This window comes from Paucibacter sp. B2R-40 (assembly GCF_025717555.1).
Lineage (GTDB): Bacteria > Pseudomonadota > Gammaproteobacteria > Burkholderiales > Burkholderiaceae_C > Paucibacter_A.
Genome location: NZ_JAJIRP010000001.1, coordinates 1 through 18,393, shown reverse-complemented (window position 1 = coordinate 18,393; position 18,393 = coordinate 1). Strand labels below are relative to the sequence as shown.

Sequence of the window (18,393 nt, the reverse complement as noted above, 5' to 3'; positions counted from 1 at the left end):
GAGCTTGCCCGCCATGCAGTAGAACCCCAAGTCATGAGCCGCCGCGCTTCAAGGCCTCGGTGTCAATGTCCAGGTATTTCCAGAAGTCACGCACAAAAACATTGCGGTTGTAGCCGAGCACCCAGGGATGGGCCATGTCGGTGAAGACGCGGTGCACCTCCATCTTGTAGGGCATATAGGCCACCATCAGCTTGGCGGCCTCGGCCATCACGGCTTCTCGCTCGGGGCCATCGGGTAGCGCTTTTTGCTTTTGATAGAGCGCGTTGAAGGCGGGCAGATCGAAGCGAGCCTTGTTTGCCTTGCCCTTGGCGCCGCCGTCGCCGAGCGCCAAAAAGGTGTCGCCATCGGGCGCGGTGGCAACCCAGGACACGCCCCACATCTGCAGCTTGCCGGCATTGGCCGACTTGAGGTTCTCCGGCCATTTGGCGGTTTTGAACTTGATGCGGATCTTCAGCCCATTCATGGTCTGCTGCCATTGCTCATTGAGCTGGCGGTTGGTGCTGTCGGGCTGGGTCGCGTATTCCAGCTTCAGGGCCGAACCGTCCGGTTGATCGCGCCAGCCGTCGCCGTCTTTGTCGACATAGCCGTACAGGTCCAGCAGGGCCTTGGCTTTGGCCAGGTTGTATTCGCCCATCTCAGACTTGAAATTGGCGTCGAAGCCGAAAGTGCCCGGCGAGATGGGGCCCTGCGATGGCAGGGCCTGGCCGCGGCGCGCCAGTCGGATCTGCTTGTCGACGTCCGAGCCCAGCGAGATCGCGCGGCGCAGCGCGATTTTCTCTGGCGTGTAGCCGCCGATGACCGGGTCTTCCATATTGAAATAGGTGAAGGCCACATCGGCGCGCGGGTAGCGCGTCATCTGTATGCCGCGCTTGGCCAGATTGGGTGCCAGCTTGTTGTTGGGCATGGCGATGGTGGCGAAGTCGGCCGGCACTTCCTCGATCACGTCCTTCTCGCCATTCAGGAAGGACAGCCAGCGCGGCTGCGGCTCCTCGATGATGGCGATCACGACCCGGTCCACCATGGGCAGGCGCCGGCCTTGCAACTTGGCGACTTGGGCGGCCAGGGCCGGGTTGTCGGTGGGCGCGCTCTCGGCGTAAAGCACTTCGCGGTAATTGGGGTTTTTTTCCAGCACGATTTGCGAGCTGCGCCGCCATTCACCCAGGCGCCAGGCATTGGTGCCCACCGGGTGCTCCATGATCTTGCTGCCGTACATCTCGACCACCTCACGCGCCACGGCCCCGAGGAAGCCGGCATCGGCAAACTGGTAGATGAAGCGGGGGTCGCCGATGCCCAGCTTGACCTGGAAGCGGTAACGGTCGAGCACTTTGAGGCCTTCGACCGGGCGGTCGTAGTCAAACGGCTTCTTGGCTGCCATCAGTTCCTTGCGCAACTCCGACAGGCCCAAAATCTTGACGTTCTCGAGCAGATAGAGATTGGAGCTCTTCCACTGTGGGTCGTAGTGCCGCTTGATCGAATAGACGTAATCGGCGGCGATCAGCTCGCGCTTTTTGCCGCCGAAGGCCGGGTCGTCGTTGAAGAAGATGCCGGGCTTCAACTCGAAGGTCATGGTCTTGAAGTCGGCCGAGACCTCGGGCATGGCGACCAGGGTGCTGGGTCGTAGCTTGGCCGGGCGGGCGTGGTACTCGAACTCCAGCGGCGCATCAAAAATGCCGGCCGCGACTGCTTTCGAGTAACTGTCGGAAATTTGCGCCGGGTCGAATCCGGTCTCGGCGGCGCGCAAGGCATAGCGAAGAACTTTCGGCTGCGGCTGCTGGGCATCCTTGGCTGGTGGCGCCTCTTGGGCCAGCGAGGGCAGGCAGTTCAGAGCCAGCAGCGCGGCCAGGCCGGCGGCTCGCATCAGGGTGGATCGCATCATTTCTTGTCGTCACTGACTTGGGGAGCCGCGCAGTCTAGTGCCTGGCACCGGTCTGCGCTTATGCGCAAACGGCATCGCCTGGGGCAAGTTGGGGTTGAACCCCCCTGAATTCTCGAAACTTGCCTCAGATTTACTCGAACTGACCCCGCAACTTGAGGGTGAGCGAGGGCAAAACCCGGTAAGCGGCCACGTCCAAGTCGACTAGACTCGCGCCAGTTTTTCTTTTCGCAAACCCTGGGGCCATCAGCCTGCGGGGGAGCATTTTGTCGAATCTGCGACGTCTTATTTCTTGGAGAACCAACAGCGATGCTGGCCTACCTATTCAGACGCTTGTGGCAAATGATCCCGACCTTGCTCGGTGTCGTGCTGCTGGTGTTTTTTCTTTTCAAGTTCTTCGGCGGTGATCCCGCCGAGATCCTCGGCGGCCTGAACGCCAGTGCCGAACAGATCGACGCAATCCGCGAGCAGCTGGGCCTGAACAAGCCGGTGCTGGAGCAGCTGTGGATCTTCATCAAGCAGATCGTGACCTTTGACTGGGGCAAGAGCTGGGCCACCAATGAGTCGGTCGCCAGCCTCTTCAGCAGCCGCCTGCCGGCCACGCTGACCGTGATGCTGCCGATTCTGTTTTTCGAGATCGTGTTGGCGATCCCGTTTGCGCTGGCCGTGGCTTCGGTGCGCGGCAGCCTGACCGACCGCACAGTGATGATTCTGAGCACGGTGGCGGTGTCGATCTCGCTGCTGGTTTATGTGATCGTCGGCCAATATGTGTTCGCTTTTCGCCTCGGCTGGTTCCCGGTGCAGGGCTGGACCGACAGCGTCTGGACCAATCTGACCACCTACGCCCCGCTGCCGGTGATGGTGGCCGTGGCGGTGGCGATAGCGCCTTACACGCGCTTGTATCGCACCTTCTTCCTCGATGAGATTGGCCATGACTATGTGCGCACCGCGCGCGCCAAGGGCATGACCGAATCGACCATCCTGCTCAAGCATGTCTTGCGCAACGCGATGATCCCGATCATGACGAATATCTCGGTGGCTTTGCCGGGCGTGTTTGTCGGCAGTTTCTTGTTGGAAGTTTTCTTCTCCATCCCAGGCCTGGGCCGCGAGATCTTGTTGGCGGTGAACCGCAGTGACTACCCGGTCATTCAGGCCTTTGCGATCTACATCGCCTTCCTGACCATGGTGGTGAATTTGATTACCGACCTCTTGTACAAACTGGTCGATCCGCGGGTGGTGCTGAAATGAAACTCCAGAATTTTTCAGTTGCATTCCGCTTCGGAGATGCGAAATGAGCGCGGTCTTGTCTACTCCTGCAACGCCGGCCAAGGCCGGCAAATCAGAAGGCGTCTGGGCGGCTTCCTGGCGCCGGCTGCGCACCGACAAGGTGGGCATGGTGTCCATGGTCATCGTCGGCTTCTTCCTCTTGATGGTGGTGGCCTCCAGCACCGGGCTGATCGCCAAGAACTGGCAAAAAGAAGTCGGCGTGCCGAATGCGCCGCCGACCTTTATGGGCCCGGCCCCGGCCGAGGCGACCAGCGCTATTCAAACGCCCAAGGGCCCGAATGTGGACCTCAGCGATATCGATCCGCTCGCTCCGAAGTACAAGGAATGGGAAGAGCGCGCCAAGGCCTACAAGACCGAGGTGACGGTCAAGGCCGAGACGCTGCCGATGGGCGGCGACCGGCTGGGCCGCGATGTGATGTCCAAGGCGATCAAGGGTGCCGAGGTGTCGATTCTGGTCGGCGTGTTGGCGGCCGTGGTGGCCACCATCATTGGCGTCGTGCTGGGTGCGCTGTCGGGCTTCTTTGGCGGCCGCGTGGGCGACTTCCTGGAGTGGCTCTACAACGTCTTCACCGCCATCCCGAGCATCTTGCTGATCTTCGCGTTTGCGGTGATCTTCGGGCGCGGCGTGATGTCGGTGGTGATGATTCTGGGTCTGGCCGGCTGGCCCGGTATTTACCGCTTGATCCGCGCCGAGTTCATGAAGCATTCGGTGCGCGAATATGTGCGCGCCGCTGAAGCGATCGGCGCTTCGCGTTACTCGCGCATGTTCAAACACATCTTGCCTAACGTCTCGCATGTGGCGCTGGTGCAGCTGTCCCTGCATGTGGTGGGCTTCATCAAGAGCGAAGTGATCCTGTCCTATCTGGGCCTGGGCGTCGGCGTGGACCAGGTCTCCTGGGGCACGATGCTGAGCGAGTCGCAGAGCGAGCTGATCCTCGGCTACTGGTGGCAGTTGGCGGCCGTGACCGGCTTGATGGCCATCTTCGTGACCGCGTTTGCGCTGTTCACCGATGCCTTGCGCGATGCGCTGGACCCGAAACTCAGAGGCCTGGAATAAGCATGTTGCTCTCCATTCAAGACTTAAAAGTCTCTTTCCGCATGGGCCGTGTCAACGGCGAAATGCAACGCACCCAGGCCGTCAAGGGCATCAGCTTTGACATCCCCGAGAACTCGACCGTCGCGCTGGTGGGCGAGTCGGGCTCGGGCAAGTCGGTGACGGCCATGTCCATCCTCAACCTGCTGCCGGACAACGCCGAGCGCGAAGGCAAGATCCTGTTCCAGGGTCAGGACTTGCGCCAGTGCACGCTGCGCGAGTTGCAGGCCATCCGTGGCCGCGACATTGCCTGCGTGTTCCAGGACCCGATGACCTCGCTGAACCCGGTGTTCACCGTGGCCGCGCAGATCATGGAGCCGCTGATCAAGCATATGGGCATGAGCAAACGCCAAGCGCTGGTGCGGGCCGAAGAGCTGCTCAACGAGGTCGGCATCCCCGAGCCCAAGCGCCGCCTGGGCAACTATCCGCATGAGATGTCGGGCGGCCAGCAGCAGCGCGTGATGATTGCGGTGGCGCTGGCCTGCAGCCCGAAGCTGCTGATCGCCGACGAGCCGACCACGGCGCTGGACGTGACGATTCAGCGCCAGGTGATGGAGCTGATGGCCAAGCTCAAAGAGACGCACAAGATGGCTCTTCTGTTCATCTCGCATGATCTGGGCGTGGTGGGCGAGATCTCCGACCAGGTGGTGGTGATGCGCCATGGCCAGATCCGCGAGAAGGCCCCGGTGGCCGAGATCTTCAGCAACCCGCAAGACAGCTATACCAAGGCACTGCTGGCCTGCCGCCCCTCGCTGACCGAGAACCCGGCGCGCCTGATGGTGATCGACGACCATATTGCCGGCCTGACGGTCAACGCCGGCCTGGGCAAGGCCAAGGACCCGAACGCACCGGTGATTCTGGAAGCGCGCGGCCTGAAGAAGAGCTTCTTCTTCAAGAGCGGGCTGTTCAGCAAGAAGGAGTTCAAGGCCGTCAAGGAGGTCAACTTCAAGCTGCGCAAGGGCTACACCTTGGGTGTGGTGGGCGAGTCCGGTTCAGGCAAGACGACCATGGGCCTGACGCTCTTGCGCCTGCATGAGCCGACCGGCGGCGAGGTCCTGTTCGAGGGCAAAGACCTGTTGAAGATGAACGGCGTCGACTGGCAAAAGATGCGCCGCCGCATCCAGGTGGTGTTCCAGAACCCCTATGCCTCGCTGAACCCGCGCTTCACGATTGGCCAGACCCTGGTCGAGCCGATGGAGATTCACAAGATCGGCAAGGACCATGACGAGCGCTTGGCGCGTGCCAGCGCCCTGCTGAAGAAGGTCGGCCTGGACGACACGGTGCTGAACAAGTACCCGCACGAGTTCTCCGGCGGTCAGCGGCAGCGTATCGCGATTGCACGCTGCCTGACGCTGAACCCCGAGGTGCTGGTGCTGGACGAAGCGGTGTCGGCGCTGGATGTGTCGGTGCAGGCCCAGGTGCTGAATCTGCTGAAGGATCTACAGGACGAATTCGGCCTCAGCTATGTCTTCATCAGCCACGACCTGGCGGTGGTGAAGTTCATCTCTGATGAAGTGCTGGTGATGCAGAACGGCGATGTGGTCGAGCAAAGCGAGACGCAGGCGCTGCTGGCCCATCCTCAGCAGGAATACACGCGCAAGTTGTTGGGCGCGGTGCCAAGAGGGTATCAAGGCGCGGCGCATCTGCATGCAGCGGCGGTGGCAGCGGCCTGATCCGGCCGTTTGCGGGCGCTTTGATAGGCGGCTGGTCTTTTGCTAAGGTTCGGAGCATGCGATGAAACGAGTCACGGGAATCGGTGGAATCTTCATCAAAGCGCGTGATCCGGTCGCCCTGCGCGCTTGGTACCGCGATCATCTCGGTATCGACGTGCAGGCCTGGGGTGGTACTAGCTTCCAATGGCAGACGCCCGAGCGCCCCGAGCCGAATGGCTCGACGGTCTGGAGCGTGTTTGACGCCGCGGCTGAGCCCGACTACTTCGCGCCCAGCCAGGCCGGCTTCATGGTCAATTACCGCGTCGCCGATTTGGACGCCTTGTTGCCGCAGCTGCGCGCCGAAGGCTGTGCTGTAGACCCCAAGACCGAGTCTTCCGAGTTCGGTAAATTCGGCTGGGTGATGGATCCCGAAGGCAACCGCGTCGAGCTCTGGGAGCCGCCGGTTCTCTAAATGGGGTCAGGTTCATTTTTTGCTGAAATCATGTAGTCAAGCTACTTATTCGATGTCGTTAAGCAATAAATTAGATTTCCTGTGAATATTTTGATGTAGTTTTGTTACCATTTTCTGTGAGCCATTCCGGCCACCTCGTACGACGGGCAGAAAATGAGCATTCAAAAAATGGTGACGAATCGCTTGGCTTGGTGTGGCTTGAGCCTGGTATTTGGCTTGGCCCCATTGCCGGCAAAGGCCTTGGAGGCTTGCGACGAGCCCGGCTTTGCCCATCTTTTGCACCCACAACGCGACGCTGCACCGCTGGCCGCGCGGGCCTATTGGTTGAACCGAGGCCTGATTCAATGGCCGGGCGCAGCAGAAAAAATGGCCGTCGGCGCTCGCGTCAAGCTCTATTACTCGGCGCAGGCCGCCTTGCAGATTGGCCCAAATCAAGCGCTGGGCGGCGCGGATGCCTCGTTGCTGCTTGAACCCAGTCGCGCAGAACTGCCTGCCGACCTGGCCCAGCGCTTCAAATTCATTGCCCCCGGTCCGCGCTGGCAGGTGGCTGAGGCCGATCTGCCTCGGCTGCCGCAACTGCACCGGGCGCAAGTCTGGCTGGTGCTGGAAGACGAAGCCGGTCTGGTGCAAGCGCATACGCGTTTGCAGGCGCCCGGCGCCTTGGATGACTTGTATGCGGCCGCCGAGCGGGTCGAAACCTTGGGTGTGAGCGTGGCCCGACAAACCAGCTTCACGCTCTGGGCGCCGACCGCGCAAAAAGTCTCGCTATGCCGCTACCCCAGTGGCAGCAGCAAGGCCCTCGCCTTGGACGCGCTGAAATGGGACGCGCAAACCGGTGTGTGGCAGACCAAGCTAACAGGCGATTTGAGCGGGCAGTACTATAACTTTCTGGTCGATGTATTTGTGCCCGGCCTGGGCGTGGTGCGCAACCGCGTCACCGACCCCTATTCGCTCAGCCTGACGACCGACTCCAAGCGCAGCTATGTGGCCGACTTGCAGCGCGCCGCGCTCAAGCCACCGGGTTGGGATGCCGTACCGCGCGTCGCGCGCCCATCGCGCGTCAAGACCGCGACCGATATGGTCATCTACGAGTTGCATGTGCGTGACTTCTCGATCTCGGACGCCACCGTGCCGGCGGCCAAGCGCGGCAAGTACAGCGCCTTCACCCAAAGCAGCTCGGCCGGCATGCGCCATCTGCAGGCGCTGGCGAAAGCTGGCTTGACCGATGTGCATTTGCTGCCGGTGTTCGACATTGCCTCCATCCCGGAAGCCGGCTGCTTGAAGCCCAAGATCCCGCAGGCGGCGCTCGATAGCCCGCTTCAGCAGGCGGCCGTGATGGCCGTCGCGGCCGAGGATTGTTTCAACTGGGGCTATGACCCCTTTCACTACAGCGCGCCCGAGGGCAGCTATTCGAGCGATGCGGCTAAGGCCGAGCGCCGCATCATCGAGTTCCGGGAGATGGTGCAGGCGCTGCACAAAGCCGACCTGCGCGTCGGCATGGATGTGGTCTACAACCACACGGCCGCCGCCGGCCAGCATGAAAAATCGGTGCTGGACCGCATCGTGCCCGGCTATTACCAGCGCCTGAATGCGCTTGGCGAGGTGGAGCGTTCAACCTGCTGCGACAACACCGCCACAGAGCACCGGATGATGGCCAAGTTGATGATCGACTCGGTGGCGCTGTGGGCGCGTGAATACAAAATAGATTCCTTCCGTTTCGACTTGATGGCGCATCAGCCGCGCGCGGTGATGGAGGCCTTGCAGGAGCGGGTTAACCAGGCGGCCGGGCGGCCTGTGCAACTGATAGGCGAGGGCTGGAACTTCGGCGAAGTGGCCCATGGCGCCCGCTTTGTGCAGGCCTCGCAGCTGTCTTTGAACGGCTCGGGCATTGCCACCTTCAGTGACCGTGGGCGCGACGCCGCGCGCGGCGGCAGCGCTGGAGACAGCGGGCAGGCGGTACTGCAGAACCAGGGTTGGCTCAACGGCCTCGTCTATGCGCCCAATGCTTCAGCCCCACAGCGCCCACCGGCCGATCTTATGCAGGCGGCCGACTTGATTCGTGTCGGCCTGGCCGGCTCCTTGCGTGACTATGAGTTGCTGACCTGGCAGGGCAAAAAGGACAAGCTGGCCGACATTGCCTACGGCGATCAGCCGGCCGGCTATGTCGCCCAGCCCGGCGAAGTGGTCAATTACGTCGACAACCACGACAACCAAACCCTGTTCGACATCAATGTGCTCAAGCTGCCGCGCGAGACTTCGTCGGCTGAGCGTGCCAGGGTGCAGGTTTTGGGGCTGGCGCTGACCGCCTTCAGCCAGGGCGTGGCCTACTTCCATGCCGGTGTTGATATCTTGCGCTCCAAGTCACTGGACAAAAACAGTTATGACTCGGGTGACTGGTTCAATCGCCTGGACTGGAGCTACCGTGACAATGGCTTCGGGGCCGGCCTGCCGCCCAAGCTTGATAACGGCGAGCAATACCCCTTGCTGGCGCCGCTGTTGGCGGATGCAAGCATCAAGCCCAGCCCGGCGGACATTGCCTGGACGCGCGACGCCTTTCGTGATCTGCTCAAGATCCGCGCCAGCTCCAGCCTGTTCCGCTTGCCCACGGCCGAGGCGATCCAGCAGCGCCTGAAGTTCCTGAACACCGGCCCGAGCCAAAACCCGCGCGTGGTCGCGGCGAGCCTGGATGGGCGCGGCTGGCCGGGCGCGGGGTTTGAGCAAGTGCTCTACTTCATCAATGTGGATCCGTCCGCACAGCACATCGACTTGCCCTCTGAAGTGGCCAAACAGTTTGCCTTGCACCCGGTGCACCTGGACGCCGCAGCGGCCGACCGGCGGATTGCGGCCGAGGCGCGCTTTGATGCCGGCACCGGCCGCTTCACGCTGCCTGGGCGCAGCGCGGTGGTGTTTGTGCGGCAGTAATGAAGCGTGGCTTGGGCTGCACCTGGGCAGCCATTGATGCTCGCTCTTTAGCAGCTCAGCAGCAGCACGCTGCCCACCGGAGGCAACTCGATCGCCATTTGGCCCTCGCTCAGGCTAAAGCTCTGGCCCCCATGCGACTGCCAGGTCTCGACCGGTACCGGCAACTGCCACACCGGCAGCTTCACCAAGGTCGGATACGCGCCGCGGTTGACTGCGATGATGCTGGCCTCCCAGTCGGTGTAGCGGGCGTAGACGATCCAATCGGCGCCAAAGCCCAGCGTTTGCACCGCGCCATGGCGCCATTCGCCACGTTGCTGGCGCAGCTTGGCCAGGGCTTGGTAATGCTCGAATAGCGGCAAATTCCAGCGTTCGCGCTCCCAGATGAAGGGGCGGCGGCAATCCGGGTCCGGGCCGCCGGCCAGGCCGATTTCGTCGCCGTAGTAGATGCACGGCGCACCGGGTCGGGTGAACAGCAGCGTTGCCGCCAGCTTCATGCGGGCGCTGTCTTCGCCCAGCAGGGTGAAGAAGCGGGTGGTGTCGTGGCTGTCCAGCAGATTCAGCTGGGCTAATTGGTTATCAAAGGGAATGCAGGCCTGGGCGCGGCGCATCCAGGCATCAAAGGCTGCGCTGCTCAGCTTGATCGCTTGATAGGCCACGTCCTGCCCGGCCAACCAGGCCCGCACCGGGTTGGCGAAACCGTAATAGTTCATCGCGCCGTCTTCCTGGTCGCCCTGCAGCCAGCGTGTCGCCTCGGAGAAATGCTCGCCCATCACATAGGCTTCGGGCATCTCTTGCTTGATGGCGCTGCGGATTTCGCGCAGATGATGGGCGTTATTGCGCGCACCCGAGCCTTCGCCCAGCATATGGATCACGTCGAGCCGCCAGCCGTCGATGTTGTAGGGCGCTTTGAGCCAGCGGCGCAGCACCGCATCGGGGCCGGCGTAGATCTGTTCGCGCAAGGCGGGTGAGGAAAAGTCCAGCACCGGCAGCGAGGTATAGCCCTTCCAGCCAAAGTGATGACCGTCTTGGTTGAAAAGATAGAAGCTGCGGTAGGGCGAGTCTGGCGAAGCCTGTGCTTGTTTGAACCAGGCGTGGTTGACGCCGGTGTGGTTGATCACGCCGTCCAGCACCAGGCGCATGCCTCGGCTGTGGACCGCGCCGCTCAGGTCTTCCAGCGCTGCGTTGCCGCCGAAATGCTGGTCCACCTGCTCGTAGTCATCGGTGTCGTACTTGTGATTGCTGCCGGAGGCAAAGATCGGGTTCAGGTACAGCGCCGTGATGCCCAATTCCCCCTGCAGATAATCAAGCTTGGCGGTGATGCCGGGCAGATCGCCGCCGTAAAAGCTGTTCGCCGCGTTGTCATGGTCAACCGGCTCGCTCCATTGCGGCTGCTGCACGAGGCGGCCGTCTTGGCCGGGCAAGACCTGGCCCTGGCGATCGACCGGCGGCAGGCCCCGGTGGAAGCGGTCGGGGAAGATCTGATAGAAAACCTGCTCGCGCACCCAGCTTGGCGGCATCTGCGTGGGATGCAGCCGAAAGTGCCTGTCCTCGGGTGGCAAGTGTTCGTGCGCGCCGTCGGCTGCTAGCCAATACTGCGTGCCGTCGGCCAGCACCTTGAAGGCATAGAGCGTCAAGGCATTGCCGCCATCCCAAGGCAGAAATGCTTCCCAGCGGTGCAGCTCGGCATGCCGCCCCGCATAGTGCATGGTCAGCAGATATTCTTCGTTATCGGGTGTGCTGCGCAGGAAGACGGTGTCCAGATCCACGCGTTCGCTCAGCAGGCTGATGCGGCAACCGTCGGGGCCGCGCTGGACCCAAGGGCTGATGGGGGGGTGCAAGAGAAGCATAGTTTGTAGGCAAACCGCTGTTCAGATGAGCCCTATTGTGTTGACCGGTGCAAGGGCTGGGCGTCATCCCCCGGGGTGGATTGAGGGCGCAGCAGTCGCAAGCCCACCACAGCCACTGCCAGCGAGATCGTCAATAGCCTGGCCCTGGGTCAATGGCGACTCACACCGCTTGCACGCTGTGGCTGATGTTCAACCTCAACCACTGGCCGGGCTGCTGTGGCAGCTGGACCTGGTACTCCTGGCCTTGGTGTTCGTAGCGCACGGTGTAGTCGCGCACTTGCTCGCGCTGCACGCTGACCGGCCGGCAGACCTGCACTTGCTGCTGGCTGTAGGTTGCGTAGCTTGGCGCTGGGCTTGACTGTTCGGCCAAGCTCTTGCCGACCAAGGCGCCGGTGGCGCTGCCGGCGGCAATCGCCGCGTGCTTGCCATTGCCCTTGCCCACTTGGGCCGCCAGCAAGCCTCCGGCCAAAGCGCCGAGCAGCGCTCCGCCAGTGCCGCCCAGGCCGGCCTGCTGGCTTACTGCCGGGCTCGGTACTTGCTGGGTCTCGTAGCCGCATTGCTGGCGGGTTTCGGTGATGCGTTCCAGATTGGGCGTGGACGAGATCACACGCACCAGGGTGCTGCGTTCGCTGGCCTGCGGCTGGGTCTGCGCGCGCACTTCCGCGGGCAAAGCGGACAACAAAACGGTGCCCAGTACCAGCACCAGGGCGACTGCGGTCAGGTCCTGATTTGGGCTGCGGCTGGCGGTGCCTTGGGGCGCGACCTGCGGCGCTTGGTCGCGCTTGAGCCGCCTGCCCAAGCGGCAATTGAACTTGTGCTGAAAAGGGCTGGGAGTGTTGGCCAATGCGTGCATGGTGAAGGTCTCGATCAAAGCTGTTGTTTCGATGAACAGCATTGTCAAAAGCCTCAGCGGACAAGTCTATGGCGCTTGCGTGTGCAGACTGTGACGGTGTGTGACTGGCCGGCATCTGTGCTCGGCGCGGTACCTCGGCCAACTTGAAAGGCGAGCTTGTGCCCGAAATTGCCTCTCGATATTGGCTCTGGGCAGGGATTGCGCAAGGCCTGGTCCACTCGCCCGTTCTTGCGTTCATCCCTTTCACCCCCGCCATCCTGGCTAAAAATTGGCTCCAGGAAACGAGCAATTTGAGCCTGGATGGAGGGGATAGAAGGGATAGATACGATGGTTGAGGTTCTCGCGCAGCCGGGCAAAGAGCATATTTTTATTCACTCAGCCCTGCAGACAGGCGGCGGCAACGGGCACTGAGTGGCCGCGCGGTCAGTGCCCTCGAAATGCCCGGACCTGCGCTAAGCCTGCAGCTCGAACTAACGCCGCATAGCTGACGTTCGAATCGCCGACCGTTTTGGTGATTTTGGATATCGTGGCTGATGTGATGGCGTCTATGGTGCGGCCCGTCTACGTAGTACCCAGATGCTGAGCAAGAGCCGCTGGCCACCGAACCACTGGAATACGCTCAAGTGCTGGCCTAGCTGGACGGTAGATAAAACTACAGCGACCAGTGGTTTGAGAAGCGTCGCGATGGTCAATGCCGCCAGCCTCAAGGGTGCCGCCCCCCAACTGAAGGCAGCGCCGCCTAGAACCGATAAGCTAGCGCCCGGTCGGCTTCATCGCGTCGCCGGAATTCGCGCGGCGACAGTCCCACTTCGCGCTTGAAAGCCTTCGAGAAGCTGAAGGCGTCTTGGTAGCCCACCGCCTGGGCCACTTGTTCCAAGGTCTGCTCGGTTTGCCCGAGCAAGCGCATGGCTGCCTGCAAGCGCAGCGTGCGCAAATGGGCCAAGGGCGTTTCTCCCATGGCTTCGCGGAAGCGCTCGGCTAGGCCGGTGCGCGACAGCCCAGCCTCCGCCGCCAAGGCTTCTAGCGTCCATGCGCGCGCAGTGTCGCCTTGCATCAGCACCAGAGCACGGTGCACTTGGGGGTCGCGCACCGCATGAGCCCAGCCGGCCGAAGCATCAGCGTGGCGGGCCAGCATTTCGCGCAGCAGGTAGGTGAACACAACATCCAGAAGGCCGTTCAGCACCGTCTCGGTGCCCATGCTGTGCTGGCGCAGTTCGTCAATCAGCAGGCCCACCGTCAGCGCTAAGGGCCCAAGCTTGGGCACCTCGTCGGCCCGCACCACAAACCAAGCCGGCATCTCCCGAAAGAAGGGGTGCAATGGTTGGTTCCATAGCTGGTAGGCGCCGCCGATAACCACCGCAGCACCGACCTCGGGAACTTCGTCAGAGGGCGCTCCGATGGTTTCGACCCGCAGTCCATCCAGGGCCGGGGCCACGCTCAAAAAGTGCTCGCAGCCCCGCGCCATCACAGCAATGTCGCCCGCCCGCAAGGCCAAGGGCGATGACAAGCCGGGTGCGTTCACGTGCACCAGCCCATGCGTCACCACGTGCAGCCCAATGCTCTTCTCGCAAGGGAAGCGCAAGGCCATGCCAAGGGGCACGGCGCGCTGGCCCAGCAAACGGCGGCGCATGCCAGCTTGCTGTAGCAAGTCACTCAAAAGGTCCAACGAGCTTGTATTCATGATTCGAAAAGAAGAACTGCAAGACATGAATTGTGGACTAAAAGCCATTTCAAGTACATTTCAAGTGCAGAACAATAGCGCCATCGCAACGTTTTCTGGAGTTCTCTCATGTCCACCATCCTCGTCATTGGCGCCAGCGGCACCGTCGGCTCCGAACTGTCCAGCCTGCTCACCCAAGCCGGCCACACCGTGCGCAAAGCCACCAGTCGCACACCCACCGCGCCCGATCAAGTCCACCTGAACCTGCTCACCGGCGAGGGTCGCGACGCTGCCTTCGCCGGCGTTGACCAAGCCTTCTTCCTGGCGCCCCCTGGCCACACCCGCCAAGACTTGCTGCTGAACCCGCTGGTGGACGCCGCCCGTGCCGAGGGCGTGCAAAAGGTGGTGCTGATGAGCGCCATGGGCGCCAACGCCGACGAGGCCGCGCCCCTGCGTTTGGCCGAGCGCCACCTCGAAGCCTCGGGCTTGGCCTTCAACGTCATCCGCCCGAACTGGTTCATGCAGAACTTCAACACTTTTTGGCTGCACGGCATCCTGAACCAGGGCCAGATCCTGCTGCCCACTGGCGAGGCCAAGGGCAGTTTCATCGATGCTCGCGACATCGCCGCCGTGGCCGCGGAGCTACTGGTCAGCGACCGCTTCAACGGGCAGGATTTCGACCTCACCGGCCCCGAGGCCCTGGACCACCACCAAGTGGCCGCCCTGCTGACCCAGGCCAGCGGCAAGCGCATCGGCTACACCGACATATCGCCCGAGGCCATGCGCGAAGGCCTGCTGGGAGCCGGCTTGCCAGCCGACTACGCCGACTTCATGCTCGTCATCCTGGGTTACTTCAAAGCCGGATACTCCGAGCGCACGACTGACGCGGTGCACACCATCACCGGCCACGCGCCCCGAAGCGTGGCGCAGTACGCGCGGGACTACAAAACTGCTTGGGCTTGATCAAGTCGCTGTTGGCTAAAACGGTCTGCGAACCGAACGTCAGCTATGCAGGGCTTGTTCGTGGTCTCGGCCGTGCGCAGGCCGGGACATTTCGAGAGCACTGACTGCCTGGCAACTGAGTGCCCGAAGCAGCCACTTTCGCTTCGAAAGTGGATCTCTCCCGGTCGGCCTCACAACCAGCGGTTCTGAGCTAGGTATTTGTTGGCAAAAATGCTAACCTCCAGTGGCCTGTACTGCGTAGAGAGAATCTATTTCGCTTCAGTCCTTCAATCTGAACTTGCTGCGTACGCTCGACGTGCTGCTGGAAACACGTAACGTCACGGCAGCGGGACGCTTGCTAGGCATGACCCAGTCTGCTGTGAGTCGGCAATTGGTGCAGTTGCGGGATCAATTGCGCGACCCGCTGCTCATTCGTGAAGGCCAGCGCTATATTCTGACGGAACGCGCCGTGTCGTTGCGCGCACCACTCAAGGCAATGCTGGTCGACATGGCGGCCTTGATGGAAGGGCCACTCTTTGACCCGGCCGAGTGCACACGGCGGTTCGCCATTTCCGGCTCCGACTACATTGCCGACAATATGCTGCCCGACGTGATGGCCCTGCTCAGTCGGCAGGCGCCTGGCGTGCGGGTGATGTTTCATATGTGGGAGTCGGGCCACTACCGGCTGCTGGCCGACGAAGGCGTCGATCTCGTCCCCACCATCGCAGACGCGTTGCCGGAGAACCTGCACGGGCGCGCCTTGGGCGAGGACCGCCCCGTGTGCGCCATGCGTGCCGGCCATCCACTGGCAGACCAAGCACTGTCGCTGCATGCCTATGCCGCAGCCGACCACCTCGACATTGGCGGTGGGGGTGACAAGATCAGTTTTATCGACCATCACCTGGCTCAGGCCGGTTTGGCGCGGCAGGTACGCTTGAGCGTGCCGTTTTACAGCACGGCACTACGCCTGCTGGCAACCAATGACCTACTGCTCACCATACCCGAACATGTGGCAGTAGTCTTTGCGCGCCAGGCACCGATTGTTTGGAAAGCGCTGCCCATCGACGCGCACATCTATCGCTACTGGTTGTTGTGGCATGCGCGCAGCCAGCATGACCCGGCCCACCAATGGTTTCGGAATTTGGTGCACTCAGTGCTATTCCGGTCTATCCATGGTGTGACCCAGTTTCGACGCGATTAGGCATTCCATATTCGCATGATCACCATGCGGAACCATGCGTTGATTTCATGCCTTGACTCCCCTAAAGTGCCGGCACTGAAGGAGCACCCCATGCAGATCGACAAACAATTCTATTCACCCAAAAGTGCCGGCACTGACCTGCTGCGCTTGGTCCTTTGCGCCATGATTTTCACCCATGGCTTTGAGCGCCTCTGGAGCGCTAGTCCTGTACTGGGCCAGTACTTGAGTACGCTGGGATTCCCGATGGGTTCCTTGCTGGCGCAATTGATCAGTTCATTCGAAGTGGTCGGTTCGCTGTTGCTGGCGTCGCGCCTGTTCGTGGTGCCGATTGGGTCGCTGTTCATCGGCTTGTACCTGGCCAGCATTCTGCTTTTTCATCGGTACATTGGTTTCTGGGTCATTGGCCCGAGCGACAACGGCTGGGAACTGAGCTTGATGCTCTGCGGGGCTCTATTTGCAGTTGTGTGCGAAGGGCTCGCTGGCCGCCTCCCAGCCAAGTACGCGCGCTTGGGTATGGATGCAATGCGCCTCATACTTTGCATATGCATCTTCATACACGGCGCCCATCGTCTATTGACCGGGCACAGTAACGTGCTGGGTGGCATCATGACCGAAAAGGGCTTTCCGTTCGGGCTGCAAATTATCATTGGTGTGAACTTGTTTGAAACCATTGGTACGGTCTTGATTGCACTGCGCCTGATGGTCTTTCCAATCAGTCTGGTGCTGATTTGCTTCTATTCCGTGGGCATAGTCTGGTTTCATTGGCCATCGGGCTTCTTTATCGTCTCCCCTGGCGAACTGAAATGGGCCCCGGAGGGTTGGGGTTGGGAATACAGCTTGCTGCTCATTACCTGCCTAGTGGCAACGTCATGGGATAACCGCGCCGCGCCGTTCGCCTGGCCTAAGCTCACAAAACTGCGTCACCGGTCATCAATGCCAACAATCGCCAAAGAGGTTTCTGGGACTTGAAATGGGGATTGCCCAGTGACTGCCACGGGCACCTCTGCCGAAGCCGCCACTGCGAGTCCGAATGATAGGCACTGGCTGGGAGCGCGAGGCTGAACTCGATAGAGTTCACAGTTGATTTGACAGTCCAGCACGGCGCTCACGACACACTCGATCTGGATTCGGCAAGCGGAAAATATCGCGCTCCAGTCCGTCAGGGAAACTCCGCCGCTCCTGGAATTCACCATCAAGGCTCAGCACCAAGGCGCGGGCGCTCGCGTTGGAATCATTCATATACGTTTCAACAACCGGCCAGCCGAGCACCTCGTAGGCGTGCGATATCACTGCAAGCGAGGCTTCCTTCGCAAGCCCTTGACCGCGCGCTTGCGGGAGCAGCCACCAGGTCAATTCACGTGGCCATCCTTTGCCCTGCCAGAAGCCACAAACCCCAACGATTTGTTGGTCAACCTTCTGCCGAACGGCCCAAACACCAAATCCTTGCAAGTACCAAGTCCCTAGATCTGCGGCCAAGCGTGCCCAGGCAGCTCCGGCACTCAAGGGTCCACCGTAGTTGGCCGAGGCCTTGGCATCCGTATAGAAGGCTTGGTAGGCAGGTTCGCAGCGGTGGTCTAGCGGGACAAGGGACAGGCGCTCAGTGCGCAAAGTCGGAATATGCAACATGTCAATTCGTGGTTGGAGGCCCTTTGAGTTCGACTAGATTGCCGTCGGGGTCATGGATATAGAGTGAAAGCCCATCACCTTCGGCACCAAAGTTTTCTTCTGCTGGGCCAAGTGGCTTGATCCCATAAACAGCAAGATGAGCAAGCAAGGGAAGTTCCAGAAAAGGTTCAACTCTGAGGCATAGATGGTCTAGATTGCGGCCTTCCGAACCTGCTCCGACCCCTCCTCGGCGCCCAAGTACACCGTCGATGCTTACCAGATCGATCATCGATGTACCGACCCTCAGATGCACCAACCCAAGGTCATCGCGACGCTTGACTATGGCACAGCCCAACACCGTCTCATAGAACGAGATGGACCGGGTCAGGTCACTGACCCGCAAAACAAGATGATCAATTCTTTGAACGCTGAAAGACGTCAACATACTCGCCAACTCCTTCTCATGAAACCGCCCGATTCACCGTTGGAGAGCAGCCCACTTCTTCGTGAGGACTTGGCGGCGTCACGCCAGACTTCAACAGCTTGATGTTGGGCACGTACGTGGAGCCCAACGCCCCGGAACTGGTTGCCTTTGTGGTCGTCAAGCCATTGCATGTCTTTTGGTTTGGCACCGAGCCGACGCAGCGCATGCCAAACCATGCCATGAACAAGTTGCACTTGTTGGTGCGCAGGGTATCCAAGGGGCAAGGCCTGGAAGGCGTCGATCAGTCCTTTGGACGCGTGATATTGATGCGCATGGGATCTAGGTGGTTCTCGCATGGGTATGAAGTTTTGCTTCGACATGCGGCCATGATGAAAGTTCAAGTTAACTTTAAGTCAAGAACTTTTTTCCACCTGGCAAAAGTACCCTCACAAGTGCGATCTCGGTCGCTGAATGCCGCAGCAGCGGCGAACATCCTGCATGCGTCTCGATGGGCGGGTCAGTACGGCGGATTCAACTGGTCGGTGCAACACACTAACCACTG

15 protein-coding genes are annotated in these 18,393 nt (G+C 61.2%); 9 read left to right on the top strand and 6 right to left on the bottom strand.

All coding sequences use genetic code 11. The features are described from left to right. Positions 1-31: 31 nt before the first annotated feature. Positions 32-1,876: an ABC transporter substrate-binding protein gene (locus LNV09_RS00075; protein WP_263555032.1), complete on the bottom strand. Its 1,845-nt coding sequence runs from the start codon at positions 1,874-1,876 to the stop codon at positions 32-34. A gap of 306 nt (positions 1,877-2,182) precedes the next feature. Between LNV09_RS00075 and LNV09_RS00070 the strand changes: the two genes are divergently transcribed. The 5 genes from LNV09_RS00070 (at position 2,183) to LNV09_RS00050 (ending at position 9,299) form a co-directional block, all read left to right on the top strand. Beyond that, a complete protein-coding gene (locus LNV09_RS00070) occupies positions 2,183-3,121 on the top strand; it encodes an ABC transporter permease (RefSeq protein ID WP_263555031.1) in 939 nt (312 codons plus the stop codon). 43 nt (positions 3,122-3,164) lie between these two features. Then, a complete protein-coding gene (locus tag LNV09_RS00065; RefSeq protein WP_263555030.1) occupies positions 3,165-4,217 on the top strand; it encodes an ABC transporter permease in 1,053 nt (350 codons plus the stop codon). 2 nt (positions 4,218-4,219) lie between these two features. Then, positions 4,220-5,926, top strand: a complete 1,707-nt coding sequence (locus tag LNV09_RS00060; protein WP_263555029.1) for an ABC transporter ATP-binding protein — start codon at positions 4,220-4,222, stop codon at positions 5,924-5,926. A 61-nt stretch (positions 5,927-5,987) separates the two neighbouring features. Beyond that, complete coding sequence (locus LNV09_RS00055) at positions 5,988-6,377, top strand: VOC family protein (RefSeq protein WP_263555028.1); 390 nt, start codon at positions 5,988-5,990, stop codon at positions 6,375-6,377. 153 nt (positions 6,378-6,530) lie between these two features. Next, positions 6,531-9,299: an alpha-1,6-glucosidase domain-containing protein gene (locus tag LNV09_RS00050; protein ID WP_263555027.1), complete on the top strand. Its 2,769-nt coding sequence runs from the start codon at positions 6,531-6,533 to the stop codon at positions 9,297-9,299. A gap of 47 nt (positions 9,300-9,346) precedes the next feature. Here the strand turns inward: LNV09_RS00050 and malZ are convergent, their stop codons facing one another. The 3 genes from malZ to LNV09_RS00035 form a co-directional block, all read right to left on the bottom strand. Then, a complete protein-coding gene (gene malZ, locus LNV09_RS00045; RefSeq protein ID WP_263555026.1) occupies positions 9,347-11,146 on the bottom strand; it encodes a maltodextrin glucosidase in 1,800 nt (599 codons plus the stop codon). Between the two features lie 160 nt (positions 11,147-11,306). Continuing rightward, a complete protein-coding gene (locus LNV09_RS00040) occupies positions 11,307-12,041 on the bottom strand; it encodes a glycine zipper 2TM domain-containing protein (protein ID WP_263555025.1) in 735 nt (244 codons plus the stop codon). Positions 12,042-12,738: 697 nt separating this feature from the next. Further along, complete coding sequence (locus LNV09_RS00035) at positions 12,739-13,680, bottom strand: AraC family transcriptional regulator (RefSeq protein ID WP_263555024.1); 942 nt, start codon at positions 13,678-13,680, stop codon at positions 12,739-12,741. A gap of 108 nt (positions 13,681-13,788) precedes the next feature. On the opposite strand from LNV09_RS00035, the gene LNV09_RS00030 reads away from it, so the two are divergent. From LNV09_RS00030 to LNV09_RS00020, 3 genes are all read left to right on the top strand, one after another. Further along, positions 13,789-14,622: an SDR family oxidoreductase gene (locus LNV09_RS00030; protein ID WP_263555023.1), complete on the top strand. Its 834-nt coding sequence runs from the start codon at positions 13,789-13,791 to the stop codon at positions 14,620-14,622. Between the two features lie 277 nt (positions 14,623-14,899). Continuing rightward, positions 14,900-15,802 (top strand): LysR family transcriptional regulator, encoded by a 903-nt coding sequence (locus LNV09_RS00025; RefSeq protein WP_263555022.1) that lies wholly within the window; start codon positions 14,900-14,902, stop codon positions 15,800-15,802. A gap of 90 nt (positions 15,803-15,892) precedes the next feature. After that, positions 15,893-16,771 (top strand): DoxX family protein, encoded by an 879-nt coding sequence (locus LNV09_RS00020; protein WP_263555021.1) that lies wholly within the window; start codon positions 15,893-15,895, stop codon positions 16,769-16,771. Positions 16,772-16,876: 105 nt separating this feature from the next. On the opposite strand, the gene LNV09_RS00015 is transcribed toward LNV09_RS00020, so the two are convergent. Together LNV09_RS00015 and LNV09_RS00010 are read right to left on the bottom strand one after the other, a co-directional pair. Then, positions 16,877-17,428: a GNAT family N-acetyltransferase gene (locus LNV09_RS00015; RefSeq protein WP_263555020.1), complete on the bottom strand. Its 552-nt coding sequence runs from the start codon at positions 17,426-17,428 to the stop codon at positions 16,877-16,879. A 1-nt stretch (position 17,429) separates the two neighbouring features. After that, a complete protein-coding gene (locus tag LNV09_RS00010) occupies positions 17,430-17,852 on the bottom strand; it encodes a VOC family protein (protein WP_263555019.1) in 423 nt (140 codons plus the stop codon). A gap of 101 nt (positions 17,853-17,953) precedes the next feature. On the opposite strand from LNV09_RS00010, the gene LNV09_RS00005 reads away from it, so the two are divergent. Beyond that, positions 17,954-18,393 (top strand): hypothetical protein (locus LNV09_RS00005; protein WP_263555018.1); only part of this gene is annotated, 440 nt, incomplete at its 3' end.